This is a genomic window from Actinomyces weissii, from assembly GCF_016598775.1.
Taxonomy (GTDB): domain Bacteria; phylum Actinomycetota; class Actinomycetes; order Actinomycetales; family Actinomycetaceae; genus Actinomyces; species Actinomyces weissii.
The window spans coordinates 1644171-1661541 of the sequence record NZ_CP066802.1 but is presented as its reverse complement, the minus strand read 5'-3'; the positions used below and the strand labels follow the sequence as shown (position 1 = coordinate 1661541).

Annotated in this window: 15 protein-coding genes; 13 read left to right on the top strand and 2 right to left on the bottom strand. The window is 72.3% G+C overall.

All coding sequences use genetic code 11. The features are described 5' to 3' along the window. Positions 1 to 60: 60 nt before the first annotated feature. The 8 genes from frr (at position 61) to JG540_RS06795 (ending at position 8594) form a co-directional block, all read left to right on the top strand. A complete protein-coding gene (frr, locus tag JG540_RS06830) occupies positions 61 to 618 on the top strand; it encodes a ribosome recycling factor (protein ID WP_200274881.1) in 558 nt (185 codons plus the stop codon). 44 nt (positions 619 to 662) lie between these two features. Next, the gene (locus JG540_RS06825) at positions 663 to 1619 is read left to right on the top strand and encodes a phosphatidate cytidylyltransferase (protein ID WP_200274880.1); all 957 of its coding nucleotides are present in this window, start codon (positions 663 to 665) and stop codon (positions 1617 to 1619) included. Positions 1620 to 1795: 176 nt separating this feature from the next. Further along, a complete protein-coding gene (rlmN, locus tag JG540_RS06820; protein ID WP_200278215.1) occupies positions 1796 to 2974 on the top strand; it encodes a 23S rRNA (adenine(2503)-C(2))-methyltransferase RlmN in 1179 nt (392 codons plus the stop codon). Next, on the top strand, positions 2971 to 3519 hold the full coding sequence (locus tag JG540_RS06815) for a DivIVA domain-containing protein (protein WP_234042724.1): 549 nt from the start codon (positions 2971 to 2973) through the stop codon (positions 3517 to 3519). The genes rlmN and JG540_RS06815 overlap by 4 nt, the downstream gene beginning before the upstream one ends. 13 nt (positions 3520 to 3532) lie before the next feature. Beyond that, positions 3533 to 4822: a 1-deoxy-D-xylulose-5-phosphate reductoisomerase gene (gene dxr / locus JG540_RS06810; protein ID WP_234042723.1), complete on the top strand. Its 1290-nt coding sequence runs from the start codon at positions 3533 to 3535 to the stop codon at positions 4820 to 4822. A gap of 16 nt (positions 4823 to 4838) precedes the next feature. Next, positions 4839 to 6152: a M50 family metallopeptidase gene (locus tag JG540_RS06805; RefSeq protein ID WP_200274879.1), complete on the top strand. Its 1314-nt coding sequence runs from the start codon at positions 4839 to 4841 to the stop codon at positions 6150 to 6152. A gap of 249 nt (positions 6153 to 6401) precedes the next feature. Further along, positions 6402 to 7586: a flavodoxin-dependent (E)-4-hydroxy-3-methylbut-2-enyl-diphosphate synthase gene (gene ispG, locus JG540_RS06800; RefSeq protein ID WP_200274878.1), complete on the top strand. Its 1185-nt coding sequence runs from the start codon at positions 6402 to 6404 to the stop codon at positions 7584 to 7586. A gap of 30 nt (positions 7587 to 7616) precedes the next feature. Next, positions 7617 to 8594 (top strand): GNAT family N-acetyltransferase, encoded by a 978-nt coding sequence (locus JG540_RS06795; protein ID WP_234042722.1) that lies wholly within the window; start codon positions 7617 to 7619, stop codon positions 8592 to 8594. Between the two features lie 130 nt (positions 8595 to 8724). Here JG540_RS06795 and JG540_RS06790 read toward each other — a convergent pair whose 3' ends face one another. Next, a complete protein-coding gene (locus JG540_RS06790; RefSeq protein WP_234042721.1) occupies positions 8725 to 8979 on the bottom strand; it encodes an RNA-binding S4 domain-containing protein in 255 nt (84 codons plus the stop codon). 54 nt (positions 8980 to 9033) lie between these two features. Between JG540_RS06790 and JG540_RS06785 the strand changes: the two genes are divergently transcribed. Then, the gene (locus JG540_RS06785; RefSeq protein ID WP_200274876.1) at positions 9034 to 10869 is read left to right on the top strand and encodes a proline--tRNA ligase; all 1836 of its coding nucleotides are present in this window, start codon (positions 9034 to 9036) and stop codon (positions 10867 to 10869) included. 228 nt (positions 10870 to 11097) lie between these two features. On the opposite strand, the gene JG540_RS06780 is transcribed toward JG540_RS06785, so the two are convergent. After that, positions 11098 to 12108 (bottom strand): ferritin family protein, encoded by a 1011-nt coding sequence (locus JG540_RS06780; RefSeq protein ID WP_200274875.1) that lies wholly within the window; start codon positions 12106 to 12108, stop codon positions 11098 to 11100. A 117-nt stretch (positions 12109 to 12225) separates the two neighbouring features. On the opposite strand from JG540_RS06780, the gene JG540_RS06775 reads away from it, so the two are divergent. The 4 genes from JG540_RS06775 (at position 12226) to infB (ending at position 17287) form a co-directional block, all read left to right on the top strand. Then, positions 12226 to 12681, top strand: a complete 456-nt coding sequence (locus JG540_RS06775; protein WP_200274874.1) for a ribosome maturation factor RimP — start codon at positions 12226 to 12228, stop codon at positions 12679 to 12681. An 82-nt stretch (positions 12682 to 12763) separates the two neighbouring features. Beyond that, complete coding sequence (gene nusA, locus JG540_RS06770) at positions 12764 to 13813, top strand: transcription termination factor NusA (protein ID WP_200274873.1); 1050 nt, start codon at positions 12764 to 12766, stop codon at positions 13811 to 13813. Positions 13814 to 13899: 86 nt separating this feature from the next. Then, positions 13900 to 14241, top strand: coding sequence for a YlxR family protein (locus tag JG540_RS06765; protein WP_234042720.1), 342 nt, complete (start codon positions 13900 to 13902; stop codon positions 14239 to 14241). Between the two features lie 91 nt (positions 14242 to 14332). Further along, the gene (infB, locus tag JG540_RS06760) at positions 14333 to 17287 is read left to right on the top strand and encodes a translation initiation factor IF-2 (protein ID WP_200274872.1); all 2955 of its coding nucleotides are present in this window, start codon (positions 14333 to 14335) and stop codon (positions 17285 to 17287) included. Positions 17288 to 17371: the final 84 nt, after the last annotated feature.

Below are 17371 nucleotides of genomic sequence, written 5' to 3'. Positions count from 1 at the left end.
CCTGAGCGTGGCCCCGTCCACCTCCCAGACCCCCTAGACCACATCACAGAAGGAACCACGATGATCGACGACGTCATGCTCGAGGCCGAGGAGAAGATGGAGGCCGCCCTGGAGGCCGCCAAGCGCGAGCTCGCCTCTATCCGCACCGGCCGCGCCAACCCGGCCATGTTCAACTCCATCATGGTGGACTACTACGGCGCCCCCACCCCCCTGCAGCAGCTGGCGGGACTGACCATCCCCGAGGCCCGTACGGTGGTGGTCAGCCCCTTCGACCGTTCCGCCATGAAGGCCATCACCACCGCGATCCGCGAGTCCGACCTGGGGGTCAACCCCACCGACGACGGCACCGTGATCCGGGTGACCCTGCCCGCCCTCACCGAGGAGCGCCGCAAGGACTACGTGAAGCTGGCCCGCAACCGCGCCGAGGACTCGCGCGTGCAGGTCCGCGGCATCCGCGGCAAGTCCAAGAAGGAGCTGGAGGCCATCAAGAAGGACGGCGAGGCCGGGGAGGACGACGTCAAGCGCGCCGAGACCGAGCTGGACGCCCTCACCAAGCGCTTCGTGGAGAAGATCGACGCCGCCCTGTCCGCCAAGGAGAACGAGCTGCTGGAGGTCTGAGCCGGGCCGGACCCCGCACTCTGACCCGTCTGCGCCGCGCACCCATGAGCAACGCTGAACCTGACTTCCTTACCCGTCTGCTGTACCCCGCACCGACACGGAACATCACACCGCTGCCCGCCACCGGCCGGGCGGGACGCAACCTGCCCGCCGCCCTGGGGGTCGCAGCCGTCCTTATCGGGCTGCTGCTGGCCTCACTGCTGGTGAACAAGGCCCTGTTCGTGGTGTTCACGGTGCTGGCGGTGTGCGCCGCCTTGTGGGAGCTGGCCGCCGCCTTCGCGGTGCGGCGTATCCACCTGCCCCTGGGCCCGCTGTGGCTGGGCACCGTCGGGGTGGCGGCCTGTGCCTGGGCGGTGGGGGCGGAGGCGGCTTTCGGCGCCTACATCGCCACCGTGGGGGCCTGCAGCCTGTGGTCCTTCCTGGAGCAGGCGGAGGCGGAGACCGGCACCGTGCTGGAGCGCCCGGACTCCGGGGTCCCGCGCACCTATGCCCACGACGACCACCGCCGCTCCCGGTCGGTGGCCACCTTTGCCGCGGTCTTTGCCGCCACCTACCTGCCTTTCCTGGGTGGTTTCGGGGTGCTGCTGTGCAACCAGCACGACGGCGTCGGCAAGGTGCTGCTGCTGATCGGTTTGGCGGCCGCCAACGACACGGGCGGCTGGCTGGCGGGCATAACCCTGGGACGCCACCCGATGGCGCCGTCAGTGTCCCCCAAGAAGTCCTGGGAGGGGCTGGGCGGCTCCCTGGTGGCGGCCGTGGCCGTGGGGGTGCTGGGTGTACACCTGCTGGGGGGCAGCTGGGCCGCCGGGGTGCTCCTGGGGGCGGGGATCGTGGTGGTCTCCACCCTGGGTGACCTGGGGGAGTCCCTGGTCAAGCGGGACCTGGGCCTGAAGGACATGGGCAGCCTGCTGCCCGGCCACGGGGGCGTGCTGGACCGCCTGGACTCCATCCTGGTGGCCGCCCCGGTGGTCTACCTGTTCAGCATCCTGCTGCTGCCCTGAGCGTCTAGTCCAGGTACCCTCAATGGGGCATCCCCGTGCCTGCCCCACTCTGCCCCTCCCGGAAGGAGCGTCTACCCTTGACCCGCCCAGCTGAGCCCCGCTCCGGCGCCGTGCGACCGTCCTCGGACGCCTTGCGCCGCGCCCCGGCGCGCCCAGCCCCCGGCGAGGTCCAGGTGATGCCCACCGACCAGCCCCCGGAGGGCGCCACCAGCCCGGACGCCCGGCCCCGGCTCTCCCTGGTGGTCCCGGCCGCCCGGGGCAAGGCCCCCCGCCACCTGGCGGACCTGGACCTGGCGGGCCGCAAGCAGGCTCTGAAGGACGCCGGGCTGCAGGCCTTCCGTGCCGACCAGCTCTCCCGCCACTACTTCACGCACTTCACCCGTGAGGCCAGCGAGATGACGGACCTGCCGGCCGCCCAGCGACAGGCCCTGTGCGCGCAGCTGCTGCCGGAGCTGATCCAGGAGGTGCGGGCGCTGCGCGCGGACGGCGGGCGCACCATCAAGCACCTGTGGGAGCTTCACGACGGCGTGCGGGTGGAGTCGGTGCTTATGCGCTACCGGGACCGCACCACCTTGTGCGTATCCTCACAGGCGGGCTGCGGTATGGCCTGCCCCTTCTGCGCCACCGGCCAGATGGGGCTGACCCGTAACCTGACCACCGCCGAGATCGTGGAGCAGGTGCGCCACGCGGCCCAGGCCTCCGCCCGTGGGGACCTGACCGGGGGGCCGGCCCGGCTGAGCAACGTGGTGTTCATGGGCATGGGGGAGCCGCTGATCAACTACAAGAACGTGGTGGCGGCCTTGCACCGGCTGGTGGACCCGGCCCCGGAGGGCTTCGGGCTCTCGGCGCGGGCCGTGACCGTCTCCACGGTGGGGCTGGTCCCCTTGATAGACAAGCTTGCGGGGGAGGGGCTGCCAGTGACCCTGGCAGTGTCCTTGCACGCCCCCGACGACGAGTTGCGGGACGCCCTGATCCCGGTCAACTCAAAGTGGAAGGTCGGTGAGCTGCTGGACGCGGCCTACCGGTACTTCCGCAGCACCGGTCGCCGCGTGTCCATTGAGTACGCCCTGATCAAGGACATGAACGACCATGCCTGGCGCGCCGAGCTCCTCGCGCAGGAGCTCAACCGGCGCGGACACGGGTGGGCCCACGTCAACCCCATCCCGTTGAACCCCACCCCCGGGTCTATCTGGACCTGCTCGGAGCCTGTGGTGCAGCAGCGTTTCGTGCAGACCCTCCGGGCAGCGGGTATTACGACGACGGTGCGCGACACGCGCGGCAGTGACATCGATGGCGCGTGTGGACAGCTCGCCACCGAGGTGCTTAATCAGGAGAGGGCAGGGACAGCCGTATGAGCCAAGACATGTTTCCCCGGACCAAGTTCCGGCGCCTGGGGTACCGGCCCGAGCAGGTCGACGGCTACTTCACCACGGCCCACGAGATCTACGAGGCGGGCGAGATCGCAGAGATGGACTCTGAGGGGGTGCGCACCGTCGCCTTCTCGGTAGTGCCGGGTGGCTATGACCCGGTGGCCGTGGACTCGGCGCTGGACCGCCTGGAGGCCGCCTTCCTGCACCGACGTCGGGCCGACTTCGTGGCCGAGCACGGCCGCAAGGCCTGGATGGACCAGGTGGCCCAGCTGGCCACCACGCTCTACCCGCGCCTGCTGCGGCCTGCGGGCAAGCGCTTCGCCCCGGCGCGTGGCAAGGGCTACCTGGTCGCGGAGGTGGACGACTTCATGGACCGGGTGGCGGCCTACTTCGACTCGGCGGCCTCCCTGACCTCCGCCGAGGTGCGCACCGTCACCTTCAAGGCGGGGCGCGGCAGCAAGGGCTACGACGAGAAGAGCGTGGACCGTTACCTCGCGCGCGTCGTCGAGGTGCTTCTAAGCGTCGAGTGAGATCCTCCCCTCCGTGAATCCAACCTCCACCATCCCCACCTGCCCCCACCCCAGCGGCTCCGGATCCCTGGTGCTCCTGGGCTCCACCGGATCTATCGGCACCCAGGCCCTGGAGGTGGTGGAGCACCTGGGACGCACCGGTGCCGCCCCCCGGGTGGTGGGCCTGGCTGCCGGAGGCGGGCGCCCCGAGCTGGTGGCCCAGCAGGCCCACCAGCACCAGGTCCCCATCCTGGCCCTGGCTGACCCCGCCGCCCAGGAGCCGGTCCAGGCTGCGTTACAGGCCCTGGCGGAGCGCACCGGCAGGCCCAGCCCGGTCAAGCAGGTGCTGACCGGACCCGAGGCCGCCACCGAGCTGGTGGCCGCCACCGGGGTGGGGCCGGGAGACACCGTGCTCAACGGCGTCACCGGCTCGGTGGGACTCCTGCCCACCCTGGCGGTCCTGCGCAGCGGCGCCACCCTGGCCCTGGCCAACAAGGAGTCCCTGGTGGTGGGCGGGGCCCTGGTCAAAGCCGCCCTGCACCACCCGGGCCAGGTGGTCCCGGTGGACTCCGAGCACTCCGCGATCGCCCAGGCGCTCCTGTCGGGCAGGCACGAGCGCGGCCTGACCAGCCCGGTGCTCACCGGCGCCTCAGAGGTGCGCCGCCTGGTGCTAACCGCCTCCGGGGGGCCGTTCCGGGGGCGTGACCTGCACGAGCTGGCCGGGGTCACCGCCGCCCAGGCCCTGGCGCACCCCACCTGGCAGATGGGCCCGGTGGTCACCGTCAACTCCTCCACCCTGGTCAACAAGGGCCTGGAGCTGATCGAGGCGCACCTGCTCTTTGACGTCCCCCCGGCGGACATCGCCGTCGTCGTCCACCCGCAGTCCGTGATCCACTCCATGGTGGAGCTCCGTGACGGGGCCACCATTGCTCAGGCCTCCCCGCCCGACATGCGGCTGCCGATCGCCCTGGGGCTGACCTGGCCCCAGCGCCCGGACCTGGCCGGACTGGTGGCGGCCAACGACTGGCAGGTCCCCGTGCGCTGGGACTTCGAGCCGCTGGACGACGCCACCTTCCCGGCGGTGGACCTGGCCCGGCAGGCGGTGTCCGCCTCCGCCACCCACCCGGCTGTGCTCAACGCCGCCAACGAGCAGGCGGTGGCGGCCTTCCTGGACGGGCGGCTGCGGTGGCTGGATATAGTGCGGGTGGATGCGCAGGTTATGGAAGCGCATGAGGGGCTGCCTGACCCCACCTTGGAGGACGTGCTGTCCACCGAGATCTGGGCGCGGGCCCGCGCGGACGAGCTGATCGCCGCGCTGAACTGACTGGAGAGAACCGCATATGAGCCTGTCCTACCTGGCTGGGATCGCCGTCCTCGTGCTGGGGCTGGCCGTCTCCGTGGCCCTGCACGAGCTGGGGCACCTGGTCCCCGCCAAGATCTTCGGGGTGAAGGTCTCGGAGTACTTCATCGGCTTCGGTCCCAAGATCTGGTCCTTCAAGCGGGGCGAGACCGAGTACGGGGTCAAGGCCCTGTGGCTGGGCGGCTACGTGCGCCTGCTGGGGATGCTGCCCCCCGCCCCGGCAGGCAAGCCGGACAAGCCCGGCTCCCTGGTGGCCACCTCCCGCCAGGAGGCGCTGGCGGAGCTGGGGCCGCAGGAGCAGCACCGCGCCTTCTACCGCCTGAGCGTACCCAAGAAGCTGGTGGTCATGGCCGGGGGCATCCTCACCAACCTGGTGCTGGGGGTGGTCATCCTGCTGGTGGCGGTCGGCCTGGTGGGTGTGCCCGGCTACACCAGCACCCTGGGCTCGGTCAGCGAGTGCCTCAAGGCGGACCCCGCCGACACCTCCGCCTGCACCCCGCAGGACCAGGCCGCGCCAGCCCTGTCCGCCGGGCTGCGGTCCGGGGACCAGGTGCTCTCCTGGGGCGGCACGCCGGTCAGCACCTGGGCTGACGTGCAGGCTGGCATCAAGGCTGCCGGGACGCAGCCGGTGCAGGTGGTGGTGCTGCGTGACGGCACCGAGCAGACGCTCACGGTCACCGCCGCCGAGGTGCGCAGGCCCGTGCTCGACGACTCCGGCAAGGAGCTGGTGGACGCGGAAGGCAAGCCGGTCACCGAGCCACGGCCCTTCGTGGGGGTCGGCCCGACCCTGGGCACGATCCCCCAACCGGCCTCCGCCCTGCCCGCGATCGTCGCGACGGCGGTGGGGGGCACGCTCAAGGCGATCCTGACCCTGCCGGTGGGCCTGTACCACGCGGTGGCGGCGGGGCTGGGGCTGGAGCAGCGTTCTCCCGAGGGACTGGTGGGTCTGCTGGGCATCGGGCGCCTGGCCGGAGAGGCCGCCAGCGGAGGTGCCGCCAGCGGCCCCCTGGCGATCCCTTTCTCCATGCGGGTCTTCAGTCTGCTCTCCCTGCTGGGCTCACTGAACCTGGCCCTGTTCGCCTTCAACCTGATCCCCCTGCTGCCGCTGGACGGCGGGCACGTCCTGGGGGCCCTGTACGAGGGGGCTCGCAGGCGCTGGGCGCTGGCCCAGGGGCGGCCTGACCCCGGCCCGGTGGACACGGCCCGCATGCTGCCGGTGGGGCAGGCGGTGTTCGGCCTGCTGATCGTCATGACCCTGGTGCTGGTGTGGGTGGACGTGGTGGCCCCGGTCTGAGCGCCTCGAGCTGTTAGCCGCAGGCATGGTGGGGACCTTAGGGGCGGTAGTGGCTCCCGGCGTGGTGCCGCCTCCTGTGCCTCCCTGGACGGGGGCGTCGTGCCAACGCCTGGTCCAGGACCAGGGACAACAGGTGCGCCTCCCCGATCCGGGGGCGTCGTCGCCCCGGGGGCTGGGCCCTACGAGAGTGAGGCCACACCAGGCCCTACGGCAGGACGCCCCGGCCCCTTGCAGTGACATACTGGGCCGGTGACTGAAGCGATTGCCCTAGGTATCCCCACCGTCCGCGAGGACCGCCCCGTCCTGGCGCCGCGCAGGCCCACCCGCAGGCTGCGCGTCGGTGACCTCTACGTCGGTGGTGACGCCCCCATCACGGTCCAGTCCATGACCACCACCAAGACCCACGACATCGGCGCCACCCTCCAGCAGATCGCCGAGCTCACCGCCGCGGGCTGTGACATCGTGCGCGTGGCCTGCCCTACCGACAAGGACGCTGAGGCCCTGCCGGTGATCGCCAAGCAGTCCCGGATCCCGGTGATCGCGGACATCCACTTCAACCCCAAGTACGTGTACGCCGCCATCAAGGCGGGCTGCGGGGCCGTGCGCGTGAACCCCGGCAACATCCGCAAGTTCGACGACCAGGTGGCGGGCATCTGCCAGGCGGCCGCCGACGCCGGGGTGTCCCTGCGCATCGGGGTCAACGCCGGCAGCCTGGACCCGCGCCTGCTCAAGAAGTACGGCAAGGCGACCCCGGAGGCGCTGGTGGAGTCGGCGGTGTGGGAGGCCGGGCTCTTTGAGGAGTGCGGCTTCCGTGACTTCAAGATCTCCGTCAAGCACCACGACGTCGTGACCATGGTCCAGGCCTACCGGATGCTCAGCGAGCAGGGGGACTGGCCCCTGCACCTGGGGGTTACGGAGGCCGGTCCCGCCTTCCAGGGCACCATCAAGTCCTGTGCGGCCTTCGGCACCCTGCTGGCTGAGGGCATCGGGGACACCATCCGCGTGTCCCTGTCCGCCCCGCCGGTGGAGGAGGTCAAGGTCGGCACCAAGCTCCTGGAGTTCATGGGCCTGCGGGAGCGCAAGCTGGAGATCGTCTCCTGCCCCTCCTGCGGCCGCGCCCAGGTGGACGTGTGGACCCTGGCCGAGCAGGTCGAGGAGGGCCTCAAGGACATCCAGGCTCCCCTGCGGGTGGCCGTGATGGGCTGCGTGGTCAACGGCCCGGGGGAGGCCCGGGAGGCCGACCTGGGCTGTGCCTCCGGCAACGGCAAGGGCCAGATCTTCGTCCACGGGCAGGTCGTGGAGACCGTGCCGGAGGACCAGGTGGTGGAGACGCTCCTGCGCCACGCCCAGGAGATGGCTGCCAAGATGCAGGCGGAGTCCGGTGAGGAGGCCCTGGCAGGCTCCCGCCCCGTCGTCACCACCCCGGGCGCCTGAGCCGTACCGGGCCCACGTGGAGACACTGAGGTGGGTTTCCTGGAGCGCCGTCTGACCTCGGTCGGGCCGGAGCAGGTGGCGGGCGTGCTAGCCCTGTGCGGGCAGGACCCGGTCATGGGCCTGCCCCTGGCCCAGCAGGTCATGCGCTGGCGGCAGTGGGGCCGGGGCGACGTCGTCGTCCTGGGGCGCCTGGGGGCGCCACGGGCAGCGGCCTGGGCCACCAGCTCCCTCATGCCGGTGGGGCTGGCCGCCCGCCCCTGGCGGGGGCAGACGGCCTTGAGCAGGAGCGAGCTGCGTAGCCTGGCTGAGCACGCCCGCCCTCGGATCACCCGCCGCGGCTCGGTCATGGGCCCGCAGACGGACGTGCACGCCATCTGGACCCACCTGGAGGACTGCGGCCTGAGGGCGCGCCAGGAGCGCTGGAACCAGCCCATGCTGGTGGCACCCGGCCCCCAGGAACTCCAGGGGCTGCTGGCAGGGCTGCTGCGCGAGCGCCCCGGGCTACGGGCCTTCGCCCAGGCGCTGCGCCCGGCCGTACCCGCGGAGGAGGACCTGGTCCTGCCCGCCTCGGTGGACATGTTCATCCACGAGGTCGGCTACGACCCGCTCACCGGCGGGGGCACCTACGCCCGCCACGTCGCCGAGCTGGTGCGGATGGGCCGCACCTATATCGTCCTGGACGACGGCGACGGCCACCCGGTCCCCGCGGGTACCCCCGGCGCGACAGTGGCCTTCAAGGCGGATATCGGCTGCCTGTGGCAGCGGCCTCCGGGGCGCGACGCGACCGGGGTCGGGCAGGTCACCGGCGTGTGGACCAGGCCCGACCTGCGGGGGCGGGGTATCGCCGCCGTGTCCCTGGCCCGCATGGTGCAGCGGGTGCGGGCCGAGCACCTGGGCGGCACGGGCCGGGTGAGCCTGTACGCCAACGACTTCAACACCCCGGCCCTGTCCCTCTACGCCCGCCTGGGCTTCACCCGCCACGGCACCTACGCCACCGTGCTCCTGTAGCCTCCGGCGGCGGGGACTGCCCACCAGGCGGCACATGGGTGTCTGCCGGTCCTGGAGGCGGCGCCGGCAGCCGGGACCTCTCCCAGCGCCGCCTGACGGTGCGCCCGGGGCCGGTGGGGTCGCTGGCGGCTCAGGGCACCGCGGCCACCACGGCCCCGCGCGGCCCGGCGGGCAGGTCCACCAGCACGACGTCGCCGTCAGCCAGGTGGTGGCCACGGCGGGTCTCCACCTCCCCGTTGACGGTCACGTCCCCGGACTGGACGGCGATACGGGCCTCCGCGCCGTCCTCCACCAGGCCCGCCAGCTTGAGGAACTGGCCGAGCTTGATCTCCCCCCGGACCTGGACGGCAGGCAGGTCCGGCTGCCTAGGCTGCTTGGTGCTCACCGGCACATCATGGCAGTGGCCAGGCGGACGCGCCATGCACGTAGGATCTGCCTCGTGCTTCAGCGAATGTCCACCGCCTTCATCCGTACCCTCCGCGAGGACCCGGCCGACGCCGAGGTCGCCTCCCACAAGCTGCTTGTGCGCGCCGCCTACATCCGCCGCACCGCCCCGGGCATCTACACCTGGCTGCCCCTGGGCCTGGCGACCCTGCGCAAGATCGAGGGCATCGTGCGGGAGGAGATGAACCGCATGGGGGCCCAGGAGGTCCACTTCCCGGCGCTGCTGCCCGCCGATCCCTACAAGGCCACCGGGCGCTGGAGCGAGTACGGGCCCACCCTGTTCAAGCTGGCTGACCGCAAGGGCGGGGACTACCTGCTGGCCCCCACCCACGAGGAGATGTTCACCCTCCTGGTCAAGGACATGTACTCCTCATACAAGGACCTGCCCCTGTCGATCTACCAGATCCAGACCAAGTACCGGGACGAGGCCCGCCCCCGCGCCGGGGTGATCCGGGGCCGGGAGTTCGTCATGAAGGACTCCTACTCCTTTGACATGGACGAGGAGGGGCTGGAGGCCTCCTACCAGGCCCACCGGGAGGCCTACAAGCGGATCTTCACCCGCCTGGGGCTGGAGTTCGTGCCCGTCAACGCCATGGCCGGGGCCATGGGCGGCTCCCACTCCGAGGAGTTCCTGCACCCCTCGCCCGTGGGTGAGGACACCTTCGTGCGCTCGGCCGGGGGATACGCCGCCAACGCCGAGGCCGTCACCACCCCGGTGCCGCCCGCCGTGGACGCCTCCGCCGAGCCTGCCGCCGTGGTGGTGGACACTCCGGACTGCCCCACCATCGACTCCCTGGTGGAGCTGCTGAACCGGCGCCACCCCCGCCAGGACCGCCCCTGGACCGCCGCGGACACCCTCAAGAACCTGGTGGTCACCCTTACCCACCCGGACGGCGGCAAGGAGCTGCTGGTGGTGGGCGTGCCCGGGGACCGGGACGTGGACATGAAGCGCCTGGAGGCCGCCGTGGCCCCCGCCGAGGTGGAGCTGGCCGTGGAGGAGGACTTCGCGGGCCACCCCGAGCTGGTGCGCGGCTACATCGGCCCCACCGCGATCGGCCCGAACTCCCCGCTGCGCCGTGCGGAGCTCGACGAGCAGGGCCGGGAGGTCCTTACCGGCTCCGTGCGCTACCTGCTGGACCCCCGGGTCGTGGACGGCACCAGCTGGGTCGCGGGCGCCAACAGCGTCGACCAGCACGTGCTGCACCTGGTCAAGGGCCGCGACTTCGAGGCTGACGGCACTATCGAGGCCGCTGAGGTGCGTGCGGGTGACCCCGCCCCGGACGGCTCCGGCCCCCTGGAGCTGGCGCGCGGTATCGAGGTCGGGCACATCTTCGCCCTGGGCCGCAAGTACGCCGAGTCGCTGGGCCTGACCGTGCTGGACGAGAACGGCAAAGCCCGCGTGGTCACCATGGGCTCCTACGGGATCGGCGTGTCCCGCGTGATGGCCGCCCTGGCGGAGGCCTACCACGACGACGCCGGCCTGGCCTGGCCGATCCAGGTGGCCCCCTTCCAGCTGCAGGTGCTCGCCACCGGCAAGGAGGAGGCCGTCTTTGACACCGCCCAGGAGCTGGCCGCCTCCCTGGACGCTGAGGGCTTCGAGGTGCTCTACGACGACCGCCGCAAGGTCTCCGCGGGCGTGAAGTTCGCCGACGCCGAGCTGCTGGGCGTGCCTTTCACCGTGGTGGTGGGACGGGACCTGGCCAAGGCGGGCACCGTGGAGGTCCGGGACCGTCGCAGCGGGGAGCGTCGTAGCGTCCCCGCCGCCGAGGCCGCCGCCGAGCTGGCCCAGGTGCTGCGCGCGGCCCTGGCGGAGGCCGCCGCCCTGGGCTGAGACCGGTCTGCGGACCCGCCGCGCCGGGGTCGGTGGCCGGGTGCCTCACGGGCGCCCGCCGTCGGCCCCGGCTGCGTAGCGGCCAGCAGGCGCGCCCCCTGCGACCTCTAACTGGTGCAAATGCGGCTGGGGTGCGCCTCCTCCGTCTCCTGCCTGGGGAAGGGGTGGGTGGTGCGCGCCGCCTGCGCCTCCTGCCTGGGGTAGGTGCGGTTGGGACCGCGCCGGACGCTAGCCGTCCAGTCCCGGCCAGGGGCTGTCGCCGGGGCCACTGCCCCACTGGCGGGCCCGCAGCGCCATGTCTGCCGCGCCTGCCAGCGCCTGCAGGCGGTCCGCCCCCTCCAGGGTGGCGCAGGCCGCGACCTCCGCGTGCAGGACTGCCATCTCTACCGCATGGGCCCAGTCCTGCTCCGGGGAGCCGGTCGCACGCACCTGGGGCGGGTCGTAGGCCGGTAGCCGCGGGTCCTCACCCCCCAGGGCCAGCGAGGCCCTTACCACCCGGTCCGCCACCTGGGCGTCCGCGACGGCGCGCTCGCGCTGGGCGTCGGTGCTGCGGGCCGCCACCGTCTGCAGGGTGAAGCGGGCTGAGTCGTAGGCGAGCAGCAGCGCGGCGGGCAGGGGAGCACTCAGCAAGGTGGTGTCCCGCCCGGGCTCTGCCGGGGTCTGCGGGGCGAGCCGGTGCTGCCAGACGGTCCAGGCCACGTACAGGGAGGCGTAGGTGCTGGCCACCTCGGGCACGCTCTCCTGCTCGCAGCAGCCACGCGCCAGGTCCGCGCCAGCCTCCAGGCAGGAGACCAGCTCCTCCGGGCCCGCCGTCGCCGACGCCGTAGGCAGGGGGGTGGCCGTGGGGAAGCCGGAAGGCAGGGCGGTGGCGGTAGGCCACGGCTCCCACACCCCACCCAGGGCCTTTGCCTGCGTGGCGGCCCAGTGCGTGATCTGGGCCGCGAGCTTGTGCACCGGCTCCTGGCCGCCCTGGGCCACCACCTCCGCGGTCTCGGAGATCAGCCGCGCCTGGCGCGCCAGGGAGTCACGGGCGGCCTCAGCCGCGTCCGCCGTCGGTACGACCGGCATCGGACTGGTGCCCAGCCGCAGTTCACAGCCAGCCAGGCCCGCCGTCAGCGTGCCACCCAGCGCAGCCAGCAGCACCCGCCTGCGCAGGCCGGTGGTCTCTACGGGAAGCGCACCTCCCCCGGGGGCCACAGGCTGGTGGGGCGTGTCTGGGTGGGGGAGCGAAGGGCGCACCGGATGATCCTGCCACGCTGCACGGCGGCGGGTAGCATGATCTGCATCTGGCCGCGCTCAGCCCCGGCCACACATACGCCCCGCCACCGGGGCCCAACACAGGAAGGCAGGCTCCTCATGGCGGAAACCCTGGCCCAGACGCTGACCGAGCTGCTCACCCCCGTGGTCGCCGAGGCAGGACTCTTCCTGGAAGGGGTGGAGACCACGCGCGCCGGACGCTACTCCACCGTGCGCGTGGTGGTCGACCTGGTGGACGGCCCGGGGGAGATCGACCTGGACACTGTCGGCCAGGCCACCGTCGCCATCTCCACGGCTCTGGACGAGGCCGACCTGGTCAAGGGCCAGTACCAGCTGGAGGTCACCAGCCCCGGGGCGGAGCGTACCCTGACCACCCCCCGGCACTTCCGCCGTGCCCAGGGCCACACCGTGCACCTGGTGCTCGCCGGCGGGGAGGAGCTCAGCGGCAGGCTCAGCGGCGTTACCGAGAGCAGCCTGGAGCTGGAGGCTGACGGCACCAGCCGGGAGGTCGCCCTGGACCAGGTTGACAGCGCCCAGGTCGTCGTCGTCATCTGAGCAGCAGGAAAGCAGGCGGGAACCGGCCCCTGTGGGCCGGGCCGCGTGCGGCAGACGTCAAGGAAAAGAGGAAGAGGAGACCATGGACATCAACATGCCTGAGCTGCGGGGAGCGGCTGAGGAGCTGGGAATCGACCTGGACAACCTGCTGCCCGCCATCGAGGACGCGATCCTGCTGGCCTACCTCAAGGAGCCCGGCGCCATCCGCGGCGCCCACGTGGAGATCGACCGCAAGAGCGGCCACATGTCCGTGATGGCCCCGGAGATCGACGAGTACGACCAGCCCACCGGCGAGTTCTTTGACGACACCCCGGACGGCTTCGGGCGCATCGCCCAGACCACCGCCCGCTCCGTGATCGTCCAGCGCATCCAGGACCGGCGGGACTTCGAGGTGCTGGGGGCCTTCAAGGACAAGACCGGCGAGCTGATCTCCGGGGTGGTGGAGCAGGGCCGCGACCCGCGCACGTGCTACGTGCGCCTGGACGAGGAGCACGAGGGCATCCTGCCGCCCCACGAGCAGGTGCCGGGGGAGCGCTACCGCCACGGTGAGCGGATCCGCGCCTACGTCACGGAGATCAGCCGGGGTCTCAAGGGCGCCCAGATCATGCTCTCGCGCACCCACCCCGGACTGGTCCGCAAGCTCTTTGAGCGGGAGGTGCCCGAGCTGGCCAGCGGGGACGTGGAGATCGTCTCCATCGCCCGGGAGGCCGGGCACCGCACCAAGGTGGCCGTGCGCTCCAAGGTCAAGGGCGTCAACGCCAAGGGGGCCTGCATCGGTCCCATGGGCCAGCGGGTGCGCGCGGTCATGGCCGAGCTCGGCGGGGAGAAGATCGACATCGTCGACTACTCCGAGCAGCCCGCCCGTTTCGTGGCCAACGCCCTGTCCCCGGCCCGGGTCGCCTCCGTGAGCATCATCTCCGAGCGGGACCAGACCGCCCGGGCGATCGTGCCGGACTTCCAGCTCTCCCTGGCCATCGGCAAGGAGGGGCAGAACGCCCGCCTGGCCGCCCGCCTGACCGGCTGGAAGATAGACATCCACTCCGACGCCGAGCTCGGCCAGGTCACCCCCGGGCGGGGCTCACGCGCCGACGAGGACGTGACTGTTCCCTCACAGCTGGCCGAGGAGGGCTGAGCGCGCGCCCGGTACACTCTGCCTGGGCTGGTGCGCGCCCTGACACTGGGGCGCCGTGCCAGCGCGGGCACGGACAGTCTAGGCAGGTGAGGACGGTGACGACGGCGGCGGTGAGCTCCCACGTCCCCGAACGCACCTGTGTGGGCTGCCGGGGCCGGGCCCCCAGGTCCCGGCTCCTGCGCCTGACAGTGGCCGGTAGCACGGTCCTGGTTGACGCGCCCGCCCGCAACCCAGGACGCGGCGCGTGGATCCACCAGGACCCGGCGTGCCTCGCCCTGGCCGAGCGCAGGCGTGCCTTCGGGCGCGCCCTGCGGGTGGAGGGCCTCCTTGACCTGGGGCCGGTCCACCAGTGGTTCAGCCGCCTCCCCGTGGCTGGGCCCGCCGTCACCCCGACAGGTGGCGGGACCACCGATTGCAAAGGCGGGTAGGAAGCCGATGGGCACCCGATGAGTACCCAGCGATGAGCTGCCTCAACTAGCGCCCACCCTGTTCCGGGGTGGGCAACCGGACAGGAGAATTGTGGCTAAACCACGCGTTCACGAGCTTGCCAAGGAGCTCGACCCCTCGGGGAAGAAGATCACCTCCAAGGTGATCCTCGCTTGGCTCAAGGACCAGGGCGAGTTCGTAAAGGCCGCCTCCTCGGCGGTCGAGCCGCCGGTGGCGCGCCGGGTGCGCGAGCACTTCGGCGCTCAGGCCGCCGAGGCCGCGCCCAAGACCGAGGCCGCGGCTGCTAAGCCCCAGGCGGCGGCGCGCCCCGCTGCCCCCGCCAAGCCTGCGGCGGACAAGCCTGCCAGCGCCCCTAAGCCGGTGCCCGGCAAGCCTGCCGCCCCGGCCAAGCCGGGGGCGGGCAAGAGCAGCCCGACCCCGGCTGCCCCGGCCGCACCTGCTGCGGCCCCGGCCCCGGCGGCTCCTGCGCCCCGGCCTGCCCCGGCGGCACCCGCCGCGCGTCAGGGCTCAGCCGGGGGCGGGGAGCGCCCGGCGGCACCCGCGGCCCCGCGTCCCTCCGGCCCGACTCCGGGGCCGCGCCCCGGTGGTGCGGGCCCGCGGCCCGGCAGTGGCGGTGGGCCTCGCCCCGGTAACAACCCCTTCGCCTCCTCCCAGGGCATGCCCCGCCCGGGTGGCTCCGGCGGCCGCTCCGGCCAGCCGCGTCCCGGCGGTCCGCGCCCCGGTGGCCCGCGCCCGGGCAACAACCCCTTCGCCTCCTCCCAGGGCATGCCCCGCCCGGGCGGCTCCGGCGGACAGCGCCCGCAGGGAGGTCCCCGTCCTGGTGGCACCCCTGGGCCGCGCCCTGGCGGCGCTGGCGGGCCGCGCCCGCAGGGGGCCCCGCGCCCCGGGGGGATGCGCCCCAACCCCGGCATGATGCCCGGCCACAGCTCGGTGGGCCGTCCCGGTAGCGCCGGACGCCCCGGCGGTGCTGGCCGTCCCGGTGGGGGCGGACGTCCCGGCGGCGGTGGACGTCCAGGCGGTGGCGGCGCTGGCCGTCCAGGCGGTGGCGGCGGCTTCGGTGGCGGCGGCCCGCGTGGCGGTCGCGGCGGACGCGGCTCCACCCAGGGCGCCTTCGGGCGCGGCGGTGGCCGCTCCGGAGGCCGTAAGTCCAAGCGCACCAAGCGGCAGGAGTTCGAGCAGCAGGGTGCGCCGTCGATCGGCGGCGTCGTCGTCCCCCGCGGTGACGGCTCCACCCCGGTGCGCGTGCGCCAGGGCGCCACGCTGACGGACTTCGCCGAGAAGATCGGCGCCAACCCCGCGGCCCTGGTGACCGTACTGTTCCACCTGGGCGAGATGGTCACCGCCACCCAGTCGGTGGACGAGGACACCTTCCAGCTGCTCGGTGCCGAGCTGGGCTACGACGTCCAGATCATCTCCGCCGAGGACGAGGACCGCGAGCTGCTGGAGTCCTTTGACATCAACCTGGACGCTGAGGAGGCCGGCTTCGACGACGCCGACCTGCTGCCGCGCCCGCCGGTGGTCACCGTCATGGGCCACGTGGACCACGGTAAGACCAAGCTGCTGGACGCCATCCGCTCCACCGACGTGGTGGCGGGGGAGGCCGGTGGCATCACCCAGTCCATCGGTGCCTACCAGGTGCACGTGACCCTGAACGGGGAGACCCGCCCCATCACCTTTATCGACACCCCCGGCCACGAGGCCTTCACGGCCATGCGTGCCCGCGGTGCCGAGGTCACCGACATCGCCATCCTGGTTGTGGCTGCCGACGACGGCGTCATGCCCCAGACCGTTGAGGCGCTGAACCACGCCCAGGCGGCCGGGGTGCCGATCGTGGTGGCCGTGAACAAGATCGACAAGGAGGGCGCCAACACGGACAAGATCCGTGGCCAGCTCACCGAGTACGGTCTGGTGCCCGAGGAGTACGGCGGCGACACCATGTTCGTGGACATCTCCGCCAAGCAGCGCCTGCACATCGAGGAGCTGCTGGAGGCGGTGCTGCTCACCGCGGACGCGGCCCTGGACCTGCGGGCCAACCCGGACTCCGACGCCCGCGGCGTGACCATCGAGGCCAAGCTGGACAAGGGCCGTGGTGCCGTCACCACGGTGCTGGTGCAGCGCGGGACCCTGCGCGTGGGCGACCCGATCGTGGCGGGCAGCGCCTACGGGCGCGTGCGGGCCATGTTCGACGAGCACGGGCACAACCTGGAGGAGGCGGGCCCGGCCCGGCCCGCCCTGGTGCTGGGGCTCACCTCGGTGCCCAGCGCCGGCGACTCCTTCATCGTCTCGCCTGACGACCGCACCGCCCGCCAGATCGCGGACAAGCGGGAGGCGGCGGAGCGGGCCGCCCTGCTGGCCAAGCGCCGCAAGCGCGTGAGCCTGGAGAACCTCACCGACGTGCTCAAGGAGGGCAAGGTCGACACCCTCAACCTCATCCTCAAGGGCGACAGCTCGGGTGCGGTCGAGGCCCTGGAGGACTCCCTGCTCAAGATCGACGTGGGCGAGGAGGTCGCGCTGCGCATCATCCACCGCGGGGTGGGTGCCATTACGCAGAACGACGTCAACCTGGCCACCGTGGACTCCGCGGTCATCATCGGCTTCAACGTCCGCCCGGCGGAGCGTGTGGCCGAGATGGCGGACCGCGAGGGCGTGGACATGAAGTTCTACTCGGTGATCTACGCGGCCATCGAGGACGTGGAGGCCTCCCTCAAGGGCATGCTCAAGCCGGTCTTCGAGGAGGTGGAGCTGGGCACCGCCGAGGTGCGGCAGGTCTTCCGCTCCTCCAAGTTCGGCTCCATCGCGGGCTCGATCGTCCGCTCCGGCACCATCAAGCGCGGTGCCAAGGCCCGCCTGGTGCGCGACGGCGTGGTCGTCAACGGCGACCTGTCCATCGCCACCCTGCGCCGGGAGAAGGACGACGTCACCGAGGTCCGTGAGGGCTACGAGTGCGGTATCAACCTGGGCTTCAACGACATCGCCGAGGGCGACGTCATCGAGACCTGGGAGATGCGCGAGAAGGCCCGCGACTGAAGCGCGCCCTGACCGCCTGAAGGCTGCGGGCCTGTTCCACCACCCGGTGGGCGGGCCCGCAGCCCTTTAGACCGCCAGCAACGG

Excerpts from the sequence above, each read along its gene's own strand:
- JG540_RS06815 (WP_234042724.1), top strand. The coding sequence starts at position 2,971 with ATGAGCCAAGACATGTTTCCCCGGACCAAGTTCCGGCGCCTGGGGTAC.
- JG540_RS06805 (WP_200274879.1), top strand. The coding sequence starts at position 4,839 with ATGAGCCTGTCCTACCTGGCTGGGATCGCCGTCCTCGTGCTGGGGCTG.
- JG540_RS06825 (WP_200274880.1), top strand. The coding sequence starts at position 663 with ATGAGCAACGCTGAACCTGACTTCCTTACCCGTCTGCTGTACCCCGCA.
- rlmN (WP_200278215.1), top strand. The coding sequence starts at position 1,796 with ATGCCCACCGACCAGCCCCCGGAGGGCGCCACCAGCCCGGACGCCCGG.
- frr (WP_200274881.1), top strand. The coding sequence starts at position 61 with ATGATCGACGACGTCATGCTCGAGGCCGAGGAGAAGATGGAGGCCGCC.
- nusA (WP_200274873.1), top strand. The coding sequence starts at position 12,764 with ATGGACATCAACATGCCTGAGCTGCGGGGAGCGGCTGAGGAGCTGGGA.
- JG540_RS06775 (WP_200274874.1), top strand. The coding sequence starts at position 12,226 with ATGGCGGAAACCCTGGCCCAGACGCTGACCGAGCTGCTCACCCCCGTG.